A 19,376-nucleotide genomic window follows, 5' to 3' on the forward strand; every position below is an offset into this window, starting at 1 on the left:
CACCTGAAAGAACTCCGAGTTGATCCACCGCACTTGTACGACACGCCCGCAGACCGCTCTCCCCGCGAGGAGGGCGGCAGCATGCTGACCCACCTCGCGGCCGCCATCGGTGTCCTGGGCCTGCTGACCCTCGTGCCCGGCCCCGACATGGCGGTCGTCACCCGCCGGGCCCTGATGGCCGGCGCCGCGGACGCGCTGCGGACCGTCGCCGGGATCGCGAGCGGGCTGCTGCTCTGGGGCGCGCTGACCGTGGCCGGGCTCGCGGCCGCCCTCGCCGCGGCACCGGCGGCCTACCTGGTCGTCAAGCTCCTGGGCGCCGGCTACCTGGTGCTGCTCGGCGTCCAGGCCCTCCGGCAGAGCCAGCACGAACCCTCAGCGGTGCCCGGGACCGGCGCCCCGCACGGGGCGGGGAGCCCATGGCGGACGGGACTGATCAGCAACGTCCTCAACCCGAAGATCGCCGTGTTCTACACCGGGCTGCTCCCGACCCTGGCCCCGCCGCACCTGCCCGCCGCCTGGGCCATGGCCCTCCTCGTCCTCCTGCACGTCGTACTCACCGTCGTCTGTCTGGGCAGCTACACGCTGCTGCTGGCCAAGGCAGTGCCACTCCTGGAGAAGCCACGGGTCCGAGGCGCGCTCGCCCGTACGACAGGCGTCGTACTCATCGGCTTCGGCCTGGTCGTCGCGACCACGGCCGGCTGAGCGTCCGGCGCGGTCTCGCCCAGTTCGCGGCGAGCCGGTTCGAGTTGCGCCGCGGCAATACGTTCGGCGCGACGGCGTTCTGCTCGTACGCCGCCTCCTGGCTGTCCTCCTGGCGGATCGCGCCGCGCCCGGCGTTCGCCGGTGACACGCACGACGCGGTCGGCCTGTTCCTGCTCGGGTGGGCGATCTTCACCGCCTTCATGGCCGTCGGAGCCTTCCAGGGCGGCGCGCAGCCGCAGGCCATGACCCAGCCGAGCCGCTCGTCCCGTGCCGGTCGGGCCGCACCTCCCGTGAGGATGCCGATCGATCCAGGCCGTCGCGGGAGGGCACCGGGTCCGCCTCGGCGGTGTCGCCGGGCAACACTTCGCACGAGCGTCTCATGGCAGTCCGGCTCCGGCCGCCGCACACCCGGCCGGGACAATCCTCGTCATGAACGACGACATGGCTGACGCCCGGAGCCGACTGGCCAGGATCGAGCGGCTGCTGGAGAGCGGCGAACGTGAGCTGGTCCCCGCCTGGCGCCGGGCGACACGTGGTGAGCCGCGCTGGACGGTGACGGCCGTGATCCTGGCCGCCGTCGCCCTGCAGCTGGCCCTGCCGCACCGGCTCATCCTCCTGCGCACCGTCTGGGCCCTGCCCGCGCTGGAGTTGGTGCTGCTGGCCGGACTGATCGCGGGCAATCCCCGGCGCGTGGAGCCCCGTACCCGTCTGCTGCGGTATCTGGGCCTGGCCCTGACCGGCGTCATCAGCCTGGCCAACGGCTGGTCGGCGGTCCGGCTCGTGAGGGACCTGGTGAGCGGCGCGGGCGGAGACAGCGCGGCCCCGCTCCTGCTGACCGGTGGTGTCATCTGGGTGACGAACGTCATCGTGTTCGGCCTGTGGTACTGGGAGTGGGACCGGGGCGGCCCCATGGCCCGGGTCCGGGGACAGCACGAGTTCCCCGACTTCCTCTTCGTACAGATGCAGAGCCCGGAACTGGCCCCGCCGGACTGGGAACCGGCGTTCCTGGACTACCTGTACCTCTCCTTCACCAACGCCACCGCCTTCAGCCCCACCGACGTCATGCCGCTCTCCCGCTGGTCGAAAACGCTGATGATGCTGCAGTCCTCGGTGTCCCTGGTGACGGTGGTCCTCGTGGTCGCCCGGGCGGTCAACATCCTGAAGTAGTCCGAGCACAGCCGTCGACGGTCCCTGGCGCCGCCCCGCTCGGTCTCCGTCGTCACCGTCGCTGTTCAGGCCCTTGCGCCGCTTCCGGTGCGCACTGCGCACCAGTCCGCCCGCGAGGAGCGCCTTCGCGACTCCACGAGCCCAGCGGGGTCCGCCGAGCTCTGCCCACACCACACAGGCCAGCCGCTCATCACCAATGCCAGGACACCGATGAGCAAGACAATGATCAGGTTCCCCCGCCTTTGTGTTCGTTCCTGCGGTCACCTTGATCATCGCAGCCGGGCGGGCAGGCGTGCCACCGCGGCGAGTTCGGCCGCGGCTGCCGCTCCTCGCGCCACGGCGTCGGTCGTCGACCAGCCGTCGTGCCGAGAGGGCGAGCCTCGCCCGGAGGAGTCCGGTGGGCCGGGTGAGGTCGATGTCCAGGCTCTCGCCGATCTGGTCCAGTCGGCGGGCGACACTGCTGTGGTGCAGGTGGAGCAGATCGGCGGCCCGGCGCAGGGAGCCGGTGGCGCAGTAGGCGTCCAGAGTCTCCAGGGCGTCCCGAGAGGCGGCGAGACGCTCGATCGCGGCCACGTCGGCGTTCTCGCGCACGGCGTCCGGCGGTGTCTCGGCGAGCAGCGCCAGGGCGCCCAAGTCGCCGTAGTGCACGACCGGTTCGCGCTCGCCGGCGAAGCGGAGGGCCGTACGGGCCTGTCGCCAGGACAGGTCGGGGCGGTCCGCCGCGGCCGCCCTGGACGACACCTACGCCGTGCTCGCCTGGACGGCCGGGCACGCGGCCGGACTCGGCATCGACCCGGCGCGGATCGCCGTCGCCGGGCACAGTGCGGGCGCCAACCTCGCGGCAGCGGTGGCCCTGCGGGCGCGCGACCAGCAGGGACCCCCGATCCGCTTCCAGCTGCTCAACCAGCCCATCCTCGACGAACGCGAGCAGACCTGGTCGGCGGTCAACTTCACCGACACCCCCTGGAACACCCGAAGCCAGGTCGGCGCGGCGTGGCGGCACTACCTGGATTCCGTGCCCGCCACGCCGTACGCCGCCCCGACGCGAGTCGAGGACCTCTCCGGCCTCCCCGCCGCCTACATCGGCACCGCGGAGTTCGACCCGAACCGCGACGAGGACATCGCCTAAGCACTCCGGCTGCTGCAGGCGGGAGTGTCGGTCGAACTGCACCAGTGGCCCGGCACCTTCCACGGTTCGCAGGCGCTGCTCTCCGCGGACGTGTCCCAGCGGCAGGTCGCCGAGATGGGCGCCGCACTGCGCCGCGCACTGGCTGCTGACGGTTCATCATGTGCCCTTGAGTATCCGCGCACCGGTCGAGAGGCGCGGTGTCGCGCGCTCCGGTGACAGGAGGTCCGCTCCGCCTGCACACGAACTCGCTGCCGAGTAGCCTGAATTGAGGCCACAGCGGGCGATGGGCCGACAGCGGGCGGGGGAGTGATGCGGGTGCGGTTCGGGGCGTGGGTCGTGGAGGGGGAGCTGGGGCGCGGCGGGATGGGCGTGGTGTACGCGGCCGTTCACCGGGAGAGCGGAGAGCGCCGCGCCCTCAAGGTCGTCCACGCACCCGCCGGGGCCGAGCAGGAGGTGGCCCGCTTCTCCCGCGAGGTGCGGGTCTGCATGGCGCTCAGTCACCCGCACGTGGTGCGCGTGGTGGGCGTGGAGCGCGTCGGCCCCGAGGACGGCGCCCCGCCGGCGGGAACAGAACCGTGCTGTCTGGTGCTGGAGTTGTGCGACGGCGGCAGTCTCGCCGACCGGGTGGGCCGTGACGGCCCGCTTCCGGTGCGCCAGGCCCTAGAGCTCTTCGACGGTGTCCTGGCCGGGCTCGGCCATGTCCACCAGGAGCACGGCGTCGTCCATCGCGACATCAAGCCCCACAACATCCTGCTGAGTCACGGCTCCGACGGCCGGACCATGGCCAAGCTCGCCGACTTCGGCCTGGCCAAGGCCTACGACAGCGCGGGACTCAGCGGGCTGACCCACACCGGGGTGGTCATGGGCACGCCCGCCTTCATGCCGAGAGCCCAGCTGATCAACTACAAGTACGCGACCCCCGAGGTCGACGTATGGTCCACCGCGGCCTCCCTCTACTACGTCCTCACCGGTACGACGCCGCGAGATCTCCCGCCGGGCTGGGATCCCTGGCTGGCCGTCGCCGGCAGTCCCGTGGTGCCGGTCGGCAGGCGGGGGGCCGGCCTGCCGCCGGGCCTGTGCGAGGTCCTCGACCACGCGCTCAGCGACGAACCCGACGGAGGCTTCCGGACCGCCGGGGCACTGCGCGCCGCGCTCGACGGGAGCTGAGATGGAAGCAGGCAGCACGTTCCTGGGAGAGTTCACCGTCGAACGGCCGCTGGGCAGCGGAGGGTTCGCCGGTGTCGTACTGGTCCGCTCGCGCCGTACCGGGGAGCCGTACGCGGTCAAACGGCTGCACAGTGCCGATCCGGCGCATCAGGCGCGGCTGCTCGCCGAGGTGCAGCGCTGGATCGACCTGCCGGAGCACCCGTACATCACACCCTGCCGGTTCGCCCGCAGCCTCGGTGACGAGGTCGTCGTCTTCAGCGAGTACGCTCCCGGCGGCTCACTGGCCGACCGGCTCCGTTCCGGGGCGCTGTACGAGGGCGGTGAGCGAGCCGCGCTGCGGCGTGTCCTGACCGCGGCGGCCGAGTCCGCCTGGGGACTGACGGCCGCCCACGAGGCCGGCCTGCTGCACCTGGACGTCAAGCCCGCCAATCTGTTGGTCGGCGGCGACGGCAGGGTACGGCTGACCGACTTCGGGCTCGCCGCGACCCCGGCCTGGGGGCAGGACAAGCGCGGGCAACTCGAAGCGGTGATCCAGTACGTCACCGCCGTACCGGGCACCGACGAACGGCAGCGCGAGCTGATGCGCGGCATCCTGCGCCAGGAGCTGCACCCGCCCCGGCCCGGTTCCGAGGCCTCCCTCCAGGTCTCCGGCGCCGGCGCCGGAACGCCCGCGTACGCGTCGCCCGAGCAGGCCGAGGGACGTCGGGTCGGCGTCGGCACGGACGTGTGGAGCTGGGCGGTCACCGTTTTGGAGCTGTTGGTGGGCGAGCGCACCTGGCCGTCGGGAACCGTGGCCGGCCTCGTCCTGCAGGCCGCGCGGACCCGGCCGCTGACACCCTCGTCGCTGCGTGTGCCGCCCGCCCTGGCCGACCTGCTGGAGCGCTGCTTCCACAAGGAACCCGGCGAACGCCCCCACCCGCTCGGTGACCTCGCCGACGCGGTCCTGCGGATCGCGCAGCAGGAGACCGGCGAGCCCCTCGCGGCGCCCCCGCCGATCCGGGCCGTGGCCGAGCCGGGCGGGCGGGAGCCGCTGTACGAACGGCGTGTCCCCGGCGGCGGCCCCTGGCACGACCCGCGCGGGCTGCTGCACTACGCCTACCGCACGGCGGGCCTGGACGAGCGCGACGCCATGGACTTCTGGCCGCTCGACGCCGGTGGCCCGCGCGCCCAACTCCTCGGCGACCTGCGGGCGTTGCGGGAGACCCGGCGGGTGCTCGACGGCCTGCCCCCACAGCAACGGGACACTCCGGACACGGCGTTCGCGCGCAGCCGGTGCGTGGCGGAGGCCGGCCGGGTCCTCGAAGCGCTCGGCGACGTCGACGGCGCCCTCGCGCACTACCGCACGGCCGCGGACCTCGCCGCCCGTCTCGTGGACGATCAGGGCGGCCTGCTGTCGGCCGTCCTCGGCTCACTGTGCCGCCTGCAGCGCCGCACCGGCGACCTGGCCGCCGCCCTCGACACCGCCGAGCGCGCCGTCGCCCTCGCCCGGAGGCGGCCTGGCGAACCGGGGGAAGGGAACATCCTGGCCCACGCCCTGCTGCTGGAGGCCAACGTCCTGAGCGACAGGGCCGACGGGGAGGACGGGCCGCGTCGGGCCACGCTGCTGGCCCGGGCCGTGCAGCTGTACGAGGCCTCCGCCGAGGAGTTCCAGCGGTCCGACGACCCGCTGGACGTCGTACCCAGCCTGATGAACCTCGCCGCCGCCGAGCACACGCGCCGCGACGAGCGGCGTGCCGCCGAACTCTGGCACAAGGCCGACGCCGTGCTGAACGGGTACCTGGACCGCGCCCCGGGCAACCGGCGCGCCCGCGAGATGCGTGCCGCCCTGTCCGTCCAGCGGGCGCAGGCAGGAGCGCCGGGGCACGCGGCCGACGCCGTCGCGGTGCTCACCCCGATGGTGTGCGACGAGGGCGTGCATCAGCTGGCCGGGCGCCTGGGGGAGGCGCTGATCCTGCGCGGCCGGGACGAGGAACTCGCCGGCCGGGCGCAAGCCGCGCGCGACAGCTACGCCGAGGCGGTGCGCCATCTGGAGCAGGCCGTGCTGCTGGCCGGCGACGCGGCGGACGCCGACCACCTTGCCAGAGCCCATGACAACCTGGCCAACCTGATCGGGGTCCTGCAGGACCCGGCGCGCGGCCTGGAGCACGCGCGCACCTCGCTCGACCTGTGGCGCCGGCTCGTCGCACTGGACGGTGTGGCCGCCTGGGGACCCAGGTTCCTGCACGCTCTGTCCAAGCTCGCCCAGACCGCGCTCGACGCCGACGCGCCCGAGGAGGCCGAACGCTGTCTCACCGAGGCGCTGGAGATCCTGGCCGCGCCCGAGTACGCGGAGTCCGCGCCGGTGCCCGACCCTGAGGCGGCGGCCGTGCACCGCGGCCGAGCCGTGTGGCTGCGTCGCACCGGCCGGCCGCAGGAAGCGCTGGAAGCGTGCGGCCGGGCCCTCGACGCCCTGGGCGCAGCCGGGGACACGGCCGGTCGGACGCAGGACGCCGCCGACCCGGCCCTGCGGCCGGCGACGGCCGACATGTACGTGCTGACCCTGGAGACCCTCTCCGGGGCGTACGGCGACCTCGGCGCCTACGAACGAGCCCTGAGCGCGCAGGAGACGGCGCACGCCGCCCTCGCCCGCTCGCCCAGGGTTCCCGCGCCGTCGGCGGAGCTCGCACAGAGCGCTCAGCGTGTGGCCAACGCACGGCTGCTGTACGGCATCACGGCCGAGGCGGCCCATGCCGCCCGCGACGCCCTCGACCAGTACTCCACGCTGATCGCCGAGGGCCGGGACGACCTCGCCATGGAGGCCTCACGTGTGACCGCTGCGCTCGCCACCGCACTGGTCTGCCTCGGCGACATTGAAGGGGCCGAACGCGCCCTGGCGCAGGCGGTGTCCCGTCATGCCGCCCTGGCCACCGACGATCCGGCCCTCGGTCGCGCCGTCCGCTTCGCGAGCCGGTGGCTGCCCAACTCGCCGAAGCCCGCCCACCGCAGGGGCGGCGACCTGCACGCCTTCATGTTGGAGGCGCTCAGCGGGCAGCGGCAGGAGCTGCGCGCCCTGCTCGCCGTCACGCCCTCCCACGTGCCCGCTCAACTCGCCGTATTCGAGGGGGACATGCAGTCGGCCGTCGACATAGGGTCCCGAGGGGCGACACGCGACGCCTCCGTGCTGCTGGAGCAGCTCGTCGGCAAGCTCGCCTGGCTCACCGCCAGGTACCCCGGAGCGAGCGCCGAGCACCTGTGCGGGGAGGCCGCCCTGCGGCTCGGCATGTACGCCATGACGTGCCGTCGTGACGCGGTCGCCGTGAGCGGCTTCGCCCGGGGCGTGGCGGCCTACCGTACCCTCGTGGTCGAGTACCGGCGGAGCGACCTGGTGGAGCGGTACCTGCGGGCGCTGTCCGCACCGATCATGCTGCACGCCTCGCGCGGCGACACGGAGTCGTTGCGTGCCGCACTGCGCACACTGGAGGACGAGGCACTGCGCCACGATCGCCGCAACGCCCGGCGCTGGGTGGAAAGGGCCAACGCCGACCTCGCCCGCCTCGACGGGGCGGGCGGCTCCTAGGGACCGGTGGCCCGCAGCCACAGCGGGGCGCCCACAAGGATCCGCCGGGCGCCGTCCAGTTCGGGCTCGTGCCGGAAGTCCCAGCGGCCCGGGGTGAGTGTGACGTCCTGGTAGACCACGGCCGCGTACTGACAGGAGTCGATGCCCGCGACGGTGTAGGCGCGGGTCTCCGGGGGCCGGCGGTGGTCGGAAGGGTCGCCGGGCATGTCTTGATACAGCGCTGCTCTCAGCGCCTCGACCGCCACGGACTCGGCGTCGTACAACCGTGGGATCCGCGCTCCCCGGCTGGCGACGAACTCGTCGATCGCGGGAGCGGCCGACGACGTCCATCCCGTCGCCTGGTCGGCCGGCGCGGTGTAGCCGGTCAGATTGCCCAGGCTGCCGAACAGACACAGGTCGACCCGGCAGCCGCGCCTGCTGACCTGCCGGACGTGCACCAGACACGTCTCCTGACGGAGGCCGTCCTCCGTGACGGGCCGCCACCGCTGGAACTCGGTGACATCGGCCCGGCCCTCTCCCTGGACGAAGGGGAGCGGGCCGGGAGTGTCGAGGTCGGACACCAGCTGACCGCCCAGCTTCCTCGAGACCTTCTTCATGATCTCGAAGCGGGTCACCCTGCTTCGCTCGTGACCGCTGAGTTCGACTCCCGCGCCTCCGGCACCCACCTTGACGACGGACTTGAGACGGGGGTCGAGACGAATGCCGTTGGAGTCGATCACCTCCTCGACGAGGCGATCCGACCAGTACACGAATCTGCCCGCAGCCGTCCTGGGCATCTCTCGACCTCCGCGAAGCTCCGGCCTGCCACGCAGGGAGGCCGTCGGTAACAGGAAGACGACCGGAGCCGCCGCTGAAGTTCCCGCCGGCGAAGCCCCGTTGCCGGCCTCCTGCATCCGAAGATCGGCTCACCCATGTCACAGACGGCCGGGCTGTCTCGTCTCAGATCCCGGAGAACGACTTGGGATCAGGAAGGTGATGGTCATGCGGGTGTTCGTGGCGGGAGGAACCGGCGTGCTCGGGCGGCGGCTGATACCGCAACTCGTGGCCCGGGGCCACCAGGTGACGGCCACGACGACGAGCGCGACCAAGCTCGGACAGGCCGAGAGACTGGGCGCGAAAACCGTCGTCATGGACGGACTGGACGCGGCGTCCGTCGGCGAGGCGGTGGCGGCCGCCCGGCCGGACGTGATCGTGCACCAGATGACCGGTATCAGCGTCGCACACGCCGGCAAACCCGATCTGAAGGACTTCGACCGGTGGTCCCTGCCCACCATCAGGCTGCGCACCGAGGGAACCGACCACCTGCTGGCGGCAGCCGAGGCGACCGGCGTACCGCATGTCGTCGCGCAGGGCTACGCCAACTGGAACGGCATTCGCGAGGGCGGATGGGTGAAGACCGAGGAGGACCCGCTGGACCTGCACGAGGGGACGCCCGCGTACGCGGCGATGGTCGCGCTGCGGCACGTCGAGGACGCGGTCGGCAAGGCCGGCGGCGCGATTCTGCGCTACGGCGGGTTCTATGGTCCTGGCGCCACCGACGACCAGCTCGAACTCGTCCGCAAGCGGCAGTTCCCACTGGTCGGGGACGGCACCGGGTACGCCTCGTGGGTGCATCTCGACGACGCGGCGAGCGCCACCGTCCTCGCCGTGGAGCAGCAGGCGAGGGGCGCATTCAACATCGTCGACGACGAACCCGCCCCGGAGAGCGCATGGCTGCCGTATCTGGCGGCGTGCGCGGGTGCCAAGCCTCCGATGCGGGTGCCGAAATGGCTGGCCCGGCTGCTGGCCGGGGAGGTCGTGGTGACGATGATGACCGAGGGCCGTGGCTTCTCCAACGCCAAGGCCAAGCGTGAACTCGGCTGGCAACTGCGCTACCCCTCGTGGCGCCAGGGCTTCAAGGAGGGGCTGGCGTGAGCAAAGTCGAGGAGTTCGAGGAGCTGCGGCCCCTGCTGTTCTCGATCGCCTACCGCATCCTGGGCAGTGTGGCCGAGGCCGAGGACGCGGTCCAGGAGACCTGGCTGCGCTACGACCTCTCCACCACCCGGCCGACGTCGACCAGGGCGTTCCTCTCGGCCACCGTCACCCGCATCTCGATCGACGTGCTGCGCTCGGCCCGGGTGCGGCGCGAGGAGTACGTCGGACCGTGGTTTCCCGAGCCGCTGCTCACCGACCCCTACCAGGACCCCGAGCACGCGGCGGAACTGGCCGACTCGCTGTCCATGGCGTCCCTGCTCCTGCTGGAACGGCTCAGCCCGCTCGAACGGGCCGTCTTCGTGCTGCGGGAGGTGTTCGCCTTCGGCTTCCCCGACGTCGCCGCCGCCGTGGGACGCTCCGAGGCGGCCTGCCGCCAGCTCGCCGTACGCGCGCGCCGCCACATGGACGCCGGCCGGCCCCGCTTCGAAGCCGACCGGAAGGAACGCGAGGAACTCGCGGAACGGTTCTTCGACGCCTTGAAGGAGGGCGATGTCGAGGGGCTGCGGCAACTCCTCGCCGCCGACGTGCAGATGGCCGCGGACAGCGGTGGCAAGGCCCCGCGGTGGGCCGAAGGAATCCGCGGCGTCGACCAGATGTGCCAGATGCTCGACCAGCTCCTCCTGCCGTTCCTCAGCATCGGCGGCGCGGTGGAACCACGCCAGGTCAACGGCCAGCCGGGCGCGGTCTTCCGCGACCGCGACGGCAAGGTCGTCAACACCTGGACCCTCGACATCCTCGACGGGCGGATCCAGGCGATCCGCACGGTCAGCAATCCCGACAAGCTCGGCCACATGGGCCTTGTCGCGGATGCCTGGGCCCTGCTGCGCGAGGCACAGCAGGCCCACCGGGACATGGCCGGCCCGGAACCGACAGACCCGGCCACCACACGAAAGTTCGTACCGGAACTCGTACGGGAAGCGGAACAGGAGAATCGGACGTGATCAGGATCGGCATCATCATCGGCAGCACCCGCCCCGGCCGGAAGGGTGACCGGGTGGCCGAGTGGGTACGGGATCTCGCGGCCGAACGCGCGGCCGAAGCTGCGGACTTCGAGGTCGTCGACGTGAAGGACTACGCGCTCCCGTTGCTCGACGAAGCGGTCCCGGCGCTCATGGCGCCGGGTGAACGACCGCACACCAGGCGCTGGGCCGAGCGGATCGGCTCGTACGACGCCTTCATCGTCGTCACACCCGAATACAACACCGCCCCTCCGTCCTCCCTGACCAACGCCATCGACTACCTCCACGCGGAGTGGGGCGGCAAGCCGGTCGGCTACGTGGGCTACGGCATCTTCGGCGCGGTCATGGCGGTGCAGAAGCTGCGCGCCCAGGCGGGCGTGCTGCGCATGGCGGACATCGGACCGCAGGTGGCTCTGTCGCTGCGCGAGGACTTCGTGAACTTCACCGACTTCCGTCCACAGGAGCTGCACGTGCCCGAGGTGCACGGCCTGGTCGACGAACTGCTGATGTGGGCGCAGGCACTCGCCCCGCTGCGGGCGGCGTCTTCGGCGACGGCCTGAACGGATGCCGACGGCCTGGCCCCGACTCTGCTGATCCCACCAACGGTTCGGGCATCCCCGACCACGGTTCGCATCCGCCGGTGAGGACAAGGAGCCCGGCGGTCCCGGGATCGGGACCGCCGAGTGCTCGCTCCGCGGTGCCGGATCAGTCGAGGAGCCGGAGCAGAACCGCGGCCTCCGCGCGGAGTTGCGATGCCCGGTCGGCCTGCGCGGGCGCGGTGAACTGCGCCGCCAGCGCGAGCCGTTCGTCGGCTTCGGCGCGCACGATGTCGTTGATGTGCTGTTCGCTCAGCTCACGCCGGGCGGCCTCGGTGGCGCCGACACCGACCGGTGCCTGCTCGATGGCCAAGCCCCGGAGCTCGGCCGAACCCACCGGTACGGCCTCGGCGTTGTCCACCGCGGCAAGGGTGGAACGCAAGGCGCTCACCGCCACCTTGTCGCGGGCACGCATCGCTTCTCGCAGGGCTTGACGCATCTGAAGGCGCAGAGACATGCGGGTGACCCTATGGTCCGTCCACAAGGTCCTCAACGGAATATGGGTCAGCCGTTCGGGTCGAAGGGGATGCCCGAGGGCATGGAGTGCGCGAGCGCGTACTGGAAGTCGCCGTCCTTGATCTTGATGGTGGCTTCGCCGAAGTCGGCGCTCATCAGCTTGTCGCGGAAGCCGGCCGGGTAGCCGTTCCAGCCCACCAGGCGGGGGTAGAACCAGCCGCCGGTCACGTTCTCGGGAGGCTCGTCGTTGCTGTTGGCGAAGCGGAAGTCGTGAGTGGAGAGGCCGTCCTTGTGGTAGACGATCTTCGGGTGGGTGCCGTCGAAGCGGACCGAGGAGCGGGCGGCCACCTGGTAGCTGGTGTGCTGGGACACCGAGACGTACTGGACCTCGTTGTTGTTGATCCACACCACGACGTGCTCCCAGTCGTGGGTGTGCCCGATGGCCGCCGGGCCCAGGGTCGCCTGGTCCTTCTCGAAGTAGCTGGCGTACATGACGGCACACCAGCCGTTGTTGCACTTCTCGCGTGAGTAGGTGTTGGCGTTGGCGAGCTGGGCGTAGTCATGGCAGTGGCCGTTGACGTCGCCGCCGAGTTTCAGACCGGGGTTGATGGTGCCGTCGGCGCCGATGGCGGCGGTGGCGTAGCAGCCGTCACCGTCGTAGTCGTAGGCGGGGGAGAAGGTCTGCTCCAGGCCGTCGGCGTTCTGCGGCAGCAACTGCAGGACGTTGGCGTCGGCGCGGCCCGGCAGCGACACCAGGAGGGCCAGCGCGGCGAGGGCGGCGGCCGGGGCGGATCGTCGTAGCCGGCGCGGACGGTTGCCGCCGGAAGTCTTGGTGCGGAACGTCTTCGCGACGGTGTCGGTGGCCGTGAACGCGGCCGTGGAAGGGGACTTGGCCATGAGTGGGGGGTGCCCTTCACGTGGGGGAAACGGGAGCCACGAAACTAAAGGCGTGGACGGCTTTCGTCAAGTAGTGAAGTAAGTTGCCGAGCAAGGCAGTTGGTATCGATACCGGCCTGAGGAGAAGTCGTATGTCAGACGATGAGGCAACGCGCAACAAAGCGACGGCGGCGCGTTTTCATGACGCTCTGAGCACCAGGGATCTGGAGATCATCGCGAAGACGATCGATGAGCTCGTGGCGCCGGACGTTCTGTTCCACGCACCGGTGCCGATGGGGATGACGGGAGCGCAGGCACTCAAGCAGGTGTGGACGGTGCTCCTACGCGCGTTCCCCGACGTTCACGTCAAGGTCGAGGATGTGATCGCCGAGGGGGACAAGGTCGTGGCCAGGAACACGGTGAACGGGACCCACCGGGGCGAGTATCGGGGGATGCCGCCGACCGGCAGGCCCGTCACCTACGGCGAGATCTTCATCTTCCGATTCGAGGGCGGCCGGATCGCCGAGATCTGGGGCGTGGTCGATGTCTTCTCACAGATGCGCCAGCTGGGAGCCGTCTAGTCATCGATCCGGTCGGTTCACCGGCCCACGGCGGCCACACCGTCGATCTCGACGCGCACGCCGTCGCGCACGAGTTGCGTGACGACTGTCGTCCGGGCCGGAAACCGCGGGCAGTCCGCGAAGCACTCGCGGTACACCCTGTTGAAGGCCGCGAAGTCGCCCCCGTCATTGTGCTGTGCATGGCCTTCTTCACGGGAGCGGACATCCGTTTGCCCGGATTCGCCGCGCCATCCGGCGCCGGCCCCGGACCGTGTCCTCGAACCGCCCCGCCGTCAGAGGCTGGTCAGCAGGTCGTCGAGCGGGGCGGGTACGCGGTGCGGGGCGAGGGCCTCGACGAGCACGCGGCCGTAGTGGATCTTGCGCCCTTTCTTCGTGCCGAGGAAGCGCCGCAACCGCTGGTGCGCGGTGCGGCCCCGTTGCGCGGGCTGGCGCAGGAAGGTCTGCAGCGCACGCAGGTCGCCCTCCGCCCGGACGAGCTCCTCCACTCGTGTCACGCCCAGCGCCCGGATGAGCTCGTCCTCCAGATCCGCCGCGCACACGAAGAACCCGTGCTGTGCCGAGTCGGCCCCCTCCAAGGCGCGGGCGTAGTAGCCACGCTCCGCCTCGTCGCACAGTCCCGTGAGGCGCAGTCCCAGGCCGGATGGCCCGAGGAGCCGGGCGAAGCGCCCGACGCTCATCGCACCGCCGATCGACAGGACGCAGACGCCTTCGGCAGCCAGGTCCCGGTCGCGGCGCGCGGCCAGCGCATCGACCGCTGCGACGTCGCTCAGCCCTTCGAGCAGGACAGCGGTCCGGACGGACAGCCGCTCCGCCAGCTCGCGCGCCTGGTCGCCGGGGCCACCGGCCGCCCACGCGGTGACGGCTTCCCGGAACGACGTCATGTCAGCCATGAGATGAGTCTGCGCCCTTCCCGGCCACCGTGGTAGGGAATTTCCGCCGGCCCGTCGATCGGCGGTATGCAGGTGCCACTCCCGCAGCGTCCGATGCGAAACTGCCCAGAAGATCGGCGCCCACCATCCGTTGATCTTGGGTGGGTGTCCCCGGCTTCGGCAGGGGAGGGAGAGGATCCTTGTCGCGGAGGAGGTGTGCAGCGCTGGGGTTTGCTTCGTTGTCAGTGGTGGCCGGTAGCGTGATCTCACCGGCTTCGATTCTTGGGGAGGGGGTGGGCCGGGTGATCCGTGCGTACAAGTTCCTGATGCGTCCCACCGTGGGCCAGCAGGGCGCGCTCGCCGGATGCTGCGCGATCACTGCTCGCTCTACAACTCGGCGTTGCAGGAACGCCGCGACGCCTACCGGCACACCTCGAGGACGGCGATCCCGTACGGGCAGCAGTCCGCGCAGCTGAAGGAGATCCGGGCGTTCGACCCGGAGCGTCAGGGCCGCTGGTCGTTCAGCTCCCAGCAGGCGACGTTGCGGCGGCTGGACAAGGCGTTCGCCGCGTTCTTCCGACGCATCAGGGCCGGACAGACGCCGGGTTGCCCGCGTTTCAGGTCGGGCCATCGGTTCGACACGGTGGACTTCCTCAAGGACGGCGACGGCTGCCGATGGGACTTCACCCCGCACGACCCCGTCACCCGCGTCCGTCTCCAAGGTGTCGGCCACGTCAGGGTCCACCAACACCGGCCCGTCATCGGCAAGGTCAAGACGATCAGCGTGAAGCGGGAAGGGCGGCGCTGGTATGTGATCCTGACCGCCGAGCAGGCCCGGCCCGAGCCGCTGCCGCAGACCGGCAGCGCGGTCGGTGTCGACATGGGCATCGCCTACTTCCTCGCCGACTCGGGCGGCGCCTTCGTGCCCAACCCCGGCACGGGGCGGAGGCCGCGGCGAAGTTGCAGGCCGCACAGCAGGCGCTGAGCCGGTGCAAGCGCGGCAGCAAGCGCCGCCGCAAGGCCGTCGAGACGGTGGCCCGGCTGCACCGAAAGATCCGCCGTCAGCGACTGGACCACGCGCACAAGACCGCGCTCGGCCTCGTGCGGGAGTATGACTTCATCGCGCACGAAGACCTGAAGATCCGCAGCATGAGCAAGGCCCCGGCGCCCAGACCGGACCCCGATCGGCCGGGCAGTTTCCTGCCCAACGGGGCGAGCGCGACGGCCGGGCCGGGCTCAACCGTTCGATCGCCGATTCCGGATGGGGGGGTGTTCCTCGCGATCCTGGCCGCCAAGGCGGAAGGTGCCGGACGGGAAGTGATGGCGGTGGACCCCCGCCACACCTCCCGGCGGTGCCCCGCATGCGGGCACACCGCCAAGGAGAACCGGCCCACACGGGAGAACTTCCACTGTCAGGCGTGCGGCCACCACGCGCACGCGGACACGGTGGGCGCCCAGAACGTTCTACGGGCCGGGCTGGCCCGTCGCCAAGCCACACAGGCATAGCGAGAAGCCCCCTCGTCACTTACGAGGGGGGAGGAGTCACCTCGGGGAGGATCCATGGCCGTCACCTACCTGCTGCTTGCACGCCTGCCGGAGGGACGGCTGGACGCCTTCGACGCCTACGAGAGCGCCGTTCTGCCGCTCCTCGCCGAGCACGGTGGGCGACTCGAACGGCGGCTGCGCACTCTGGACGACCGCGTCGAAGCCCACCTTGTGAGCTTTCCCGGCGACGAGGAGTTCACCGCGTACCGGGCAGACCCCCGGCGCTCCTTCGCTGCGCCACTGCTGGAATCGTCGGGAGCGGCGATCGAACTCCTCGCTGTGCGCGACGTGAAGTGACGCTGCCGGCTGAACGAACGCCGCACCTTGGCACACTCACTCCAACCGACCCGAGGACGTGACGATGATTCTGGTGACCGGCGCGAGTGGGAACGTCGGCAGCGCTGTTCTCGGCCGCCTTGCCGCCGAGGGCGTGCCCGCGCGGGCGGCCTACCGCGATCCGCGGACGACGGCCCAGGTGGTCGAGCCGGGCGGTCACGCGGTGACGCTTGATCTGGCGGTGCCGGATACGCTCGCGCCCGCACTCGACGGCGTCGACACGGTATTTCTCGTCGGCGCCACCAGCCCCGCCCAGACGACACACGAACTCACCATGGTGGCAGCCGTCCGCGCGGCGGGTGCGCGGGTGGTCCGAGCTGTCGGTCTGGCGAGCCGACGAGGGCCTCACGCCGATTGCCCGGCTGCATCGGCCTGTTGAACAGGCGCTGGTCACATCGGGGCTGCCCTGGACCATCGTGCGCCCCAACTTCTATCTGCAGAACTTTCTGCGCCAGCCGTCGATCCGCGCGGCCGGCGAGTTCAGTCTGCCACTGATCCACGCACCCATCAGCTTCGTCGACGTCGGCGACATCGCCCACGTCGCTGCGCGGGTTCTCACCACTGAGGGCCACGACGGTCGCGTCCATGACCTCACCGGGCCCGAGGCACTGACCTACGCCGAAGTCGCGGATGAGTTCTCCCACGTCCTCGGGAGGCCGGTGCGCTATGTGGGCCTGCCCGACGACGAAGCGCGCGCGGCGATGCTGCGTGGCGGAATGCCGGAGTTCCACGTCGACGCTCTGATGGAAGTGGCCCGCGCGTACCGCGAGGGCGGCGCCGAGACCGTCACTTCGACCGTGCCCGATATCACCGGGGTGCGGCCCTCGGGTGTGCCGCATTCGTGCGCCGGAACCGCGGGTTCCTCGGCTGGCTCCCGAGGGAGCGGCGGACGGGCGGGTGAGCCCGCTGGGCCCCACCGCCTCAGCAGGGGGCGGGAAGAGCCTCCAGCATGGCCCGTGCCGTGACACTCGCGTCGTAGTCCTCGCTCACACCCGGAACCAGGATGATGTCGCCCTCGATGTGCCGGGAGCGCAGGGGTGCGATGGCCTGATACTCCTCGGAGTCCCACCAGGCGCGCGCCTGCGAGATCGACGGGAAGCCGATCACGACGACGTGCCCGGGCCATGCGCCCTCCTTCACCTCGTGCGGACCGCCGTGTACGAGGAACCGGCCGCCGTACGGCTCGAAGGTGGCGGTGACGCGCGCGATGTACTCGGCGATCTCCGGGTGCGGAGCGGCTTCCCGCAGATGAGCGATCGCGTAGGCGGTCATGGTGTCCCTCCGGTTGGCCGGCTGCTGTGCTGTTCACGATCCTGCCGCCGGTGCGTGCCGCGGTCGATGACCTGCCAGGTAATGCAGGCGGGGAGTTGAGCCGGGCGTGGCCGTGAGGTCTGGATCCAGCCACCGTCGGCGTCTCCGGCCCACTCTCCTGACGTGGTGTTTTACAGTGGCTGGCATCAGTTCCGGCGATACACCTGTGAGGAATTCGCGAACATGCCGACTGAAACGCTCGAGTTTCAGGTTGAGGCCCGTCAGCTGCTGCAGCTGATGATCCACTCGGTCTACTCGAACAAGGACGTCTTCCTGCGTGAGCTCGTCTCCAACGCTTCCGACGCGCTGGACAAGCTGCGTCTGGAGAAGCTGCGGGACGACTCGCTGGACGCCGACGTGTCCGATCCGCACATCGAGATCGACACCGACAAGGACGCCCGCACCCTCACCGTGCGGGACAACGGCATCGGGATGTCGTACGACGACGTCGGGAAGCTCATCGGCACCATCGCCAACTCCGGTACCGCACAGTTCCTCCAGGAGCTGCGTGAGGCCAAGGACGCGGCCGGGGCGGAGGGGCTGATCGGACAGTTCGGCGTCGGCTTCTACTCCGGCTTCATGGTGGCGGACGAGGTCACCCTGGTCACCCGGCGCGCCGGCGAGAGCCAGGGCACCCGGTGGACTTCGCGAGGCGAGGACACGTACACGCTGGAGCCGGTCGACGACGCGCCGCAGGGCACCTCGGTCACCCTCCACCTCAAGCCCGCCGACCCGGAGAACCAGCTCCACGACTACACCTCCCCGTGGAAGATCAGGGAGATCGTCAAGCGCTACTCGGACTTCATCACCTGGCCCATCCGGATGGTCCCGGACCAGGGCGAGGGCGACGAGGCGCCCGCACCCGAGACGCTGAACTCGATGAAGGCACTGTGGGCGCGGTCGCGTGACGAGGTGTCCGACGACGAGTACCACGAGCTGTACAAGCACATCGGGCACGACTGGCGCGATCCGCTGGAGACGATCCGGCTGCAGGCGGAGGGCACCTTCGAGTTCCAGGCCCTGCTGTTCCTGCCCGCGCACGCTCCGCACGACCTGTTCACCCGGGACTTCCGGCGCGGTGTGCAGCTGTACGTCAAGCGCGTCTTCATCATGGACGACTGCGAGGCGCTGCTGCCGCCGTACCTCCGCTTCGTCAAGGGCGTCGTCGACGCGGCCGACCTCTCGCTCAACGTGTCCCGCGAGATCCTCCAGCAGGACCGGCACATCGAGATGATGCGGCGACGGCTGACGAAGAAGGTCCTGTCCACGGTCAAGGACATGATGACCAAGGACGGGGACCGATACGCCACGTTCTGGCGGGAGTTCGGCACCGTCCTGAAGGAGGGGCTGGTCACCGACCCGGAGAACCGTGACGCCATCCTCGCCCTCGCGTCGTTCGCGAGCACGCACGACGACACCGAGCCGACCACGCTCAAGAGTTATGTGGAGCGGATGAAGGACGGCCAGGACGACATCTACTACCTGACCGGCGAGTCCCGGCAGAGCATCGAGAACTCCCCGCACATGGAGGCCTTCCGGGACCGGGGCATCGAGGTGCTGCTGCTCACCGACCCCGTCGACGAGGTGTGGGCCGACGCCGTCGGCGAGTACGACGGCAAGAAGCTGCGGTCCGTCGCCAAGGGGCAGATCGACCTCGACGCCAAGGACGACGACACCTCCGAGGGCGAGCGGGAGAAGCAGACCGAGGACTACGCCGGCCTGCTCGGCTGGATGCAGGAGCAACTGGACGAGGACATCAAGGAGGTGCGCCTGTCCTCCCGTCTCACCGTCTCCCCGGCCTGTGTCGTCTCCGACGCGCACGAACTGACCCCGGCGCTGGAGGACATGTACCGCGCGATGGGCCAGGAGGTGCCCCGCGCCAAGCGGATCCTGGAGCTCAACCCCGGCCACCAGCTGGTGAAGGGCCTCAACCAGGCGTACAAGGAGCGCGAGGACCGCGCGGGACTCACCGAGGCCGCGGAACTCCTGCACGGTCTGGCGGTACTCGCCGAGGGCGGCCAGCCCAAGGACCCCGCCCGTTTCGTCAAGCTGATGGCGGACCGCCTGGAACGCGCGCTGTAACGCGGGATCGCCAGACGTCCGGTGGCCTGTTCCGGAGAGCGGGGCAGGCCGCCGGCCGACTTGTCCAGAT

The 19,376-nt window shown here is 70.8% G+C and carries 21 protein-coding genes and 2 pseudogenes; 16 read left to right on the forward strand and 7 right to left on the reverse strand.

The genetic code is table 11. From position 1 onward, the window contains the following. Positions 1-81: 81 nt before the first annotated feature. Genes AB0M27_RS34610 through AB0M27_RS34620 form a run of 3 tightly spaced genes read left to right on the forward strand, consistent with a single transcriptional unit; the run spans position 82 to position 1,869 of the window. The gene (locus AB0M27_RS34610; RefSeq protein WP_365727749.1) at positions 82-702 is read left to right on the forward strand and encodes a LysE family translocator; all 621 of its coding nucleotides are present in this window, start codon (positions 82-84) and stop codon (positions 700-702) included. After that, on the forward strand, positions 699-1,151 hold the full coding sequence (locus tag AB0M27_RS34615; RefSeq protein ID WP_365727808.1) for an acetate uptake transporter: 453 nt from the start codon (positions 699-701) through the stop codon (positions 1,149-1,151). Before AB0M27_RS34610 ends, AB0M27_RS34615 begins: the two co-directional genes overlap by 4 nt. Continuing rightward, on the forward strand, positions 1,132-1,869 hold the full coding sequence (locus AB0M27_RS34620) for a hypothetical protein (RefSeq protein ID WP_365727751.1): 738 nt from the start codon (positions 1,132-1,134) through the stop codon (positions 1,867-1,869). Before AB0M27_RS34615 ends, AB0M27_RS34620 begins: the two co-directional genes overlap by 20 nt. Positions 1,870-2,247: 378 nt before the next feature. On the opposite strand, the pseudogene AB0M27_RS34625 reads toward AB0M27_RS34620, so the two are convergent. Beyond that, positions 2,248-2,610, reverse strand: a pseudogene (locus AB0M27_RS34625) (helix-turn-helix domain-containing protein); the annotation flags it as partial. Positions 2,611-2,617: 7 nt separating this feature from the next. On the opposite strand from AB0M27_RS34625, the gene AB0M27_RS34630 reads away from it, so the two are divergent. The 3 genes from AB0M27_RS34630 (at position 2,618) to AB0M27_RS34640 (ending at position 7,721) form a co-directional block, all read left to right on the forward strand. Next, the gene (locus AB0M27_RS34630; protein WP_365727754.1) at positions 2,618-2,998 is read left to right on the forward strand and encodes an alpha/beta hydrolase fold domain-containing protein; all 381 of its coding nucleotides are present in this window, start codon (positions 2,618-2,620) and stop codon (positions 2,996-2,998) included. 309 nt (positions 2,999-3,307) lie between these two features. Continuing rightward, positions 3,308-4,165 carry a serine/threonine-protein kinase gene (locus tag AB0M27_RS34635; protein WP_365727758.1) on the forward strand — a complete coding sequence of 286 codons (858 nt, stop codon included), beginning with the start codon at positions 3,308-3,310 and terminating at the stop codon, positions 4,163-4,165. 1 nt (position 4,166) lies between these two features. Further along, positions 4,167-7,721 carry a serine/threonine-protein kinase gene (locus tag AB0M27_RS34640; RefSeq protein ID WP_365727761.1) on the forward strand — a complete coding sequence of 1,185 codons (3,555 nt, stop codon included), beginning with the start codon at positions 4,167-4,169 and terminating at the stop codon, positions 7,719-7,721. On the opposite strand, the gene AB0M27_RS34645 is transcribed toward AB0M27_RS34640, so the two are convergent. Next, positions 7,718-8,497 carry a hypothetical protein gene (locus AB0M27_RS34645; RefSeq protein WP_365727763.1) on the reverse strand — a complete coding sequence of 260 codons (780 nt, stop codon included), beginning with the start codon at positions 8,495-8,497 and terminating at the stop codon, positions 7,718-7,720. The two genes, AB0M27_RS34640 and AB0M27_RS34645, sit on opposite strands and share 4 nt — an antisense overlap. A 199-nt stretch (positions 8,498-8,696) precedes the next feature. On the opposite strand from AB0M27_RS34645, the gene AB0M27_RS34650 reads away from it, so the two are divergent. The 3 genes from AB0M27_RS34650 to AB0M27_RS34660 are packed head-to-tail and all read left to right on the forward strand — an operon-like array spanning position 8,697 to position 11,214. Continuing rightward, the gene (locus AB0M27_RS34650) at positions 8,697-9,635 is read left to right on the forward strand and encodes an NAD(P)-dependent oxidoreductase (RefSeq protein WP_365727764.1); all 939 of its coding nucleotides are present in this window, start codon (positions 8,697-8,699) and stop codon (positions 9,633-9,635) included. After that, the gene (locus tag AB0M27_RS34655; protein ID WP_365727766.1) at positions 9,632-10,636 is read left to right on the forward strand and encodes an RNA polymerase sigma-70 factor; all 1,005 of its coding nucleotides are present in this window, start codon (positions 9,632-9,634) and stop codon (positions 10,634-10,636) included. Before AB0M27_RS34650 ends, AB0M27_RS34655 begins: the two co-directional genes overlap by 4 nt. Then, a complete protein-coding gene (locus AB0M27_RS34660; protein ID WP_365727767.1) occupies positions 10,633-11,214 on the forward strand; it encodes an NAD(P)H-dependent oxidoreductase in 582 nt (193 codons plus the stop codon). Before AB0M27_RS34655 ends, AB0M27_RS34660 begins: the two co-directional genes overlap by 4 nt. 145 nt (positions 11,215-11,359) lie before the next feature. Here the strand turns inward: AB0M27_RS34660 and AB0M27_RS34665 are convergent, their stop codons facing one another. Both AB0M27_RS34665 and AB0M27_RS34670 read right to left on the reverse strand, forming a co-directional pair. Beyond that, on the reverse strand, positions 11,360-11,665 hold the full coding sequence (locus AB0M27_RS34665) for a hypothetical protein (protein ID WP_365727810.1): 306 nt from the start codon (positions 11,663-11,665) through the stop codon (positions 11,360-11,362). An 89-nt stretch (positions 11,666-11,754) separates the two neighbouring features. After that, the gene (locus AB0M27_RS34670) at positions 11,755-12,603 is read right to left on the reverse strand and encodes an NPP1 family protein (protein WP_365727769.1); all 849 of its coding nucleotides are present in this window, start codon (positions 12,601-12,603) and stop codon (positions 11,755-11,757) included. An 83-nt stretch (positions 12,604-12,686) separates the two neighbouring features. Here AB0M27_RS34670 and AB0M27_RS34675 point away from each other — a divergent pair, with 83 nt between their 5' ends. Then, the gene (locus AB0M27_RS34675; RefSeq protein WP_365727771.1) at positions 12,687-13,163 is read left to right on the forward strand and encodes an ester cyclase; all 477 of its coding nucleotides are present in this window, start codon (positions 12,687-12,689) and stop codon (positions 13,161-13,163) included. A 17-nt stretch (positions 13,164-13,180) separates the two neighbouring features. On the opposite strand, the pseudogene AB0M27_RS34680 reads toward AB0M27_RS34675, so the two are convergent. Both AB0M27_RS34680 and AB0M27_RS34685 read right to left on the reverse strand, forming a co-directional pair. Continuing rightward, a pseudogene (locus AB0M27_RS34680) lies at positions 13,181-13,324 on the reverse strand (Rid family hydrolase); the annotation flags it as partial. A 111-nt stretch (positions 13,325-13,435) separates the two neighbouring features. Continuing rightward, positions 13,436-14,053 (reverse strand): TOPRIM nucleotidyl transferase/hydrolase domain-containing protein, encoded by a 618-nt coding sequence (locus AB0M27_RS34685; protein ID WP_365727772.1) that lies wholly within the window; start codon positions 14,051-14,053, stop codon positions 13,436-13,438. A gap of 343 nt (positions 14,054-14,396) precedes the next feature. Between AB0M27_RS34685 and AB0M27_RS34690 the strand changes: the two genes are divergently transcribed. The 5 genes from AB0M27_RS34690 to AB0M27_RS34710 all read left to right on the forward strand — a co-directional run bounded on the left by AB0M27_RS34690 (position 14,397) and on the right by AB0M27_RS34710 (position 16,878). Then, entirely contained in the window at positions 14,397-15,017 is a 621-nt protein-coding gene (locus tag AB0M27_RS34690; protein ID WP_365727774.1) for a transposase, read from the forward strand. Then, a complete protein-coding gene (locus AB0M27_RS34695) occupies positions 14,993-15,538 on the forward strand; it encodes a transposase (RefSeq protein ID WP_365727776.1) in 546 nt (181 codons plus the stop codon). The genes AB0M27_RS34690 and AB0M27_RS34695 overlap by 25 nt, the downstream gene beginning before the upstream one ends. Before the next feature lie 54 nt (positions 15,539-15,592). Further along, on the forward strand, positions 15,593-15,874 hold the full coding sequence (locus AB0M27_RS34700; RefSeq protein WP_365727778.1) for a hypothetical protein: 282 nt from the start codon (positions 15,593-15,595) through the stop codon (positions 15,872-15,874). A 64-nt stretch (positions 15,875-15,938) separates the two neighbouring features. Beyond that, entirely contained in the window at positions 15,939-16,292 is a 354-nt protein-coding gene (locus tag AB0M27_RS34705) for an NAD(P)H-binding protein (protein ID WP_365727779.1), read from the forward strand. Positions 16,293-16,329: 37 nt separating this feature from the next. Then, entirely contained in the window at positions 16,330-16,878 is a 549-nt protein-coding gene (locus AB0M27_RS34710) for a hypothetical protein (RefSeq protein WP_365727781.1), read from the forward strand. On the opposite strand, the gene AB0M27_RS34715 is transcribed toward AB0M27_RS34710, so the two are convergent. Continuing rightward, positions 16,835-17,185, reverse strand: coding sequence for a DUF1330 domain-containing protein (locus AB0M27_RS34715; protein WP_365727783.1), 351 nt, complete (start codon positions 17,183-17,185; stop codon positions 16,835-16,837). The genes AB0M27_RS34710 and AB0M27_RS34715 overlap by 44 nt on opposite strands. A gap of 222 nt (positions 17,186-17,407) precedes the next feature. Here AB0M27_RS34715 and htpG point away from each other — a divergent pair, with 222 nt between their 5' ends. After that, entirely contained in the window at positions 17,408-19,306 is a 1,899-nt protein-coding gene (gene htpG / locus AB0M27_RS34720; RefSeq protein ID WP_365727785.1) for a molecular chaperone HtpG, read from the forward strand. Positions 19,307-19,376 lie beyond the last annotated feature (70 nt).

Origin of the sequence: Streptomyces sp. NPDC052107, from assembly GCF_040680215.1 — a bacterium.
Taxonomy (GTDB): Bacteria; Actinomycetota; Actinomycetes; order Streptomycetales; family Streptomycetaceae; genus Streptomyces.

Excerpts from the sequence above, each read along its gene's own strand:
- AB0M27_RS34610 (WP_365727749.1), top strand. The coding sequence starts at position 82 with ATGCTGACCCACCTCGCGGCCGCCATCGGTGTCCTGGGCCTGCTGACC.
- AB0M27_RS34620 (WP_365727751.1), top strand. The coding sequence starts at position 1,132 with ATGAACGACGACATGGCTGACGCCCGGAGCCGACTGGCCAGGATCGAG.
- AB0M27_RS34635 (WP_365727758.1), top strand. The coding sequence starts at position 3,308 with ATGCGGGTGCGGTTCGGGGCGTGGGTCGTGGAGGGGGAGCTGGGGCGC.
- AB0M27_RS34640 (WP_365727761.1), top strand. The coding sequence starts at position 4,167 with ATGGAAGCAGGCAGCACGTTCCTGGGAGAGTTCACCGTCGAACGGCCG.
- AB0M27_RS34645 (WP_365727763.1), bottom strand. The coding sequence starts at position 8,497 with ATGCCCAGGACGGCTGCGGGCAGATTCGTGTACTGGTCGGATCGCCTC.
- AB0M27_RS34650 (WP_365727764.1), top strand. The coding sequence starts at position 8,697 with ATGGTCATGCGGGTGTTCGTGGCGGGAGGAACCGGCGTGCTCGGGCGG.
- AB0M27_RS34665 (WP_365727810.1), bottom strand. The coding sequence starts at position 11,665 with ATGCGTGCCCGCGACAAGGTGGCGGTGAGCGCCTTGCGTTCCACCCTT.
- AB0M27_RS34670 (WP_365727769.1), bottom strand. The coding sequence starts at position 12,603 with ATGGCCAAGTCCCCTTCCACGGCCGCGTTCACGGCCACCGACACCGTC.
- AB0M27_RS34685 (WP_365727772.1), bottom strand. The coding sequence starts at position 14,053 with ATGGCTGACATGACGTCGTTCCGGGAAGCCGTCACCGCGTGGGCGGCC.
- AB0M27_RS34690 (WP_365727774.1), top strand. The coding sequence starts at position 14,397 with ATGCTGCGCGATCACTGCTCGCTCTACAACTCGGCGTTGCAGGAACGC.
- AB0M27_RS34700 (WP_365727778.1), top strand. The coding sequence starts at position 15,593 with ATGGCCGTCACCTACCTGCTGCTTGCACGCCTGCCGGAGGGACGGCTG.
- AB0M27_RS34705 (WP_365727779.1), top strand. The coding sequence starts at position 15,939 with ATGATTCTGGTGACCGGCGCGAGTGGGAACGTCGGCAGCGCTGTTCTC.
- AB0M27_RS34715 (WP_365727783.1), bottom strand. The coding sequence starts at position 17,185 with ATGACCGCCTACGCGATCGCTCATCTGCGGGAAGCCGCTCCGCACCCG.
- htpG (WP_365727785.1), top strand. The coding sequence starts at position 17,408 with ATGCCGACTGAAACGCTCGAGTTTCAGGTTGAGGCCCGTCAGCTGCTG.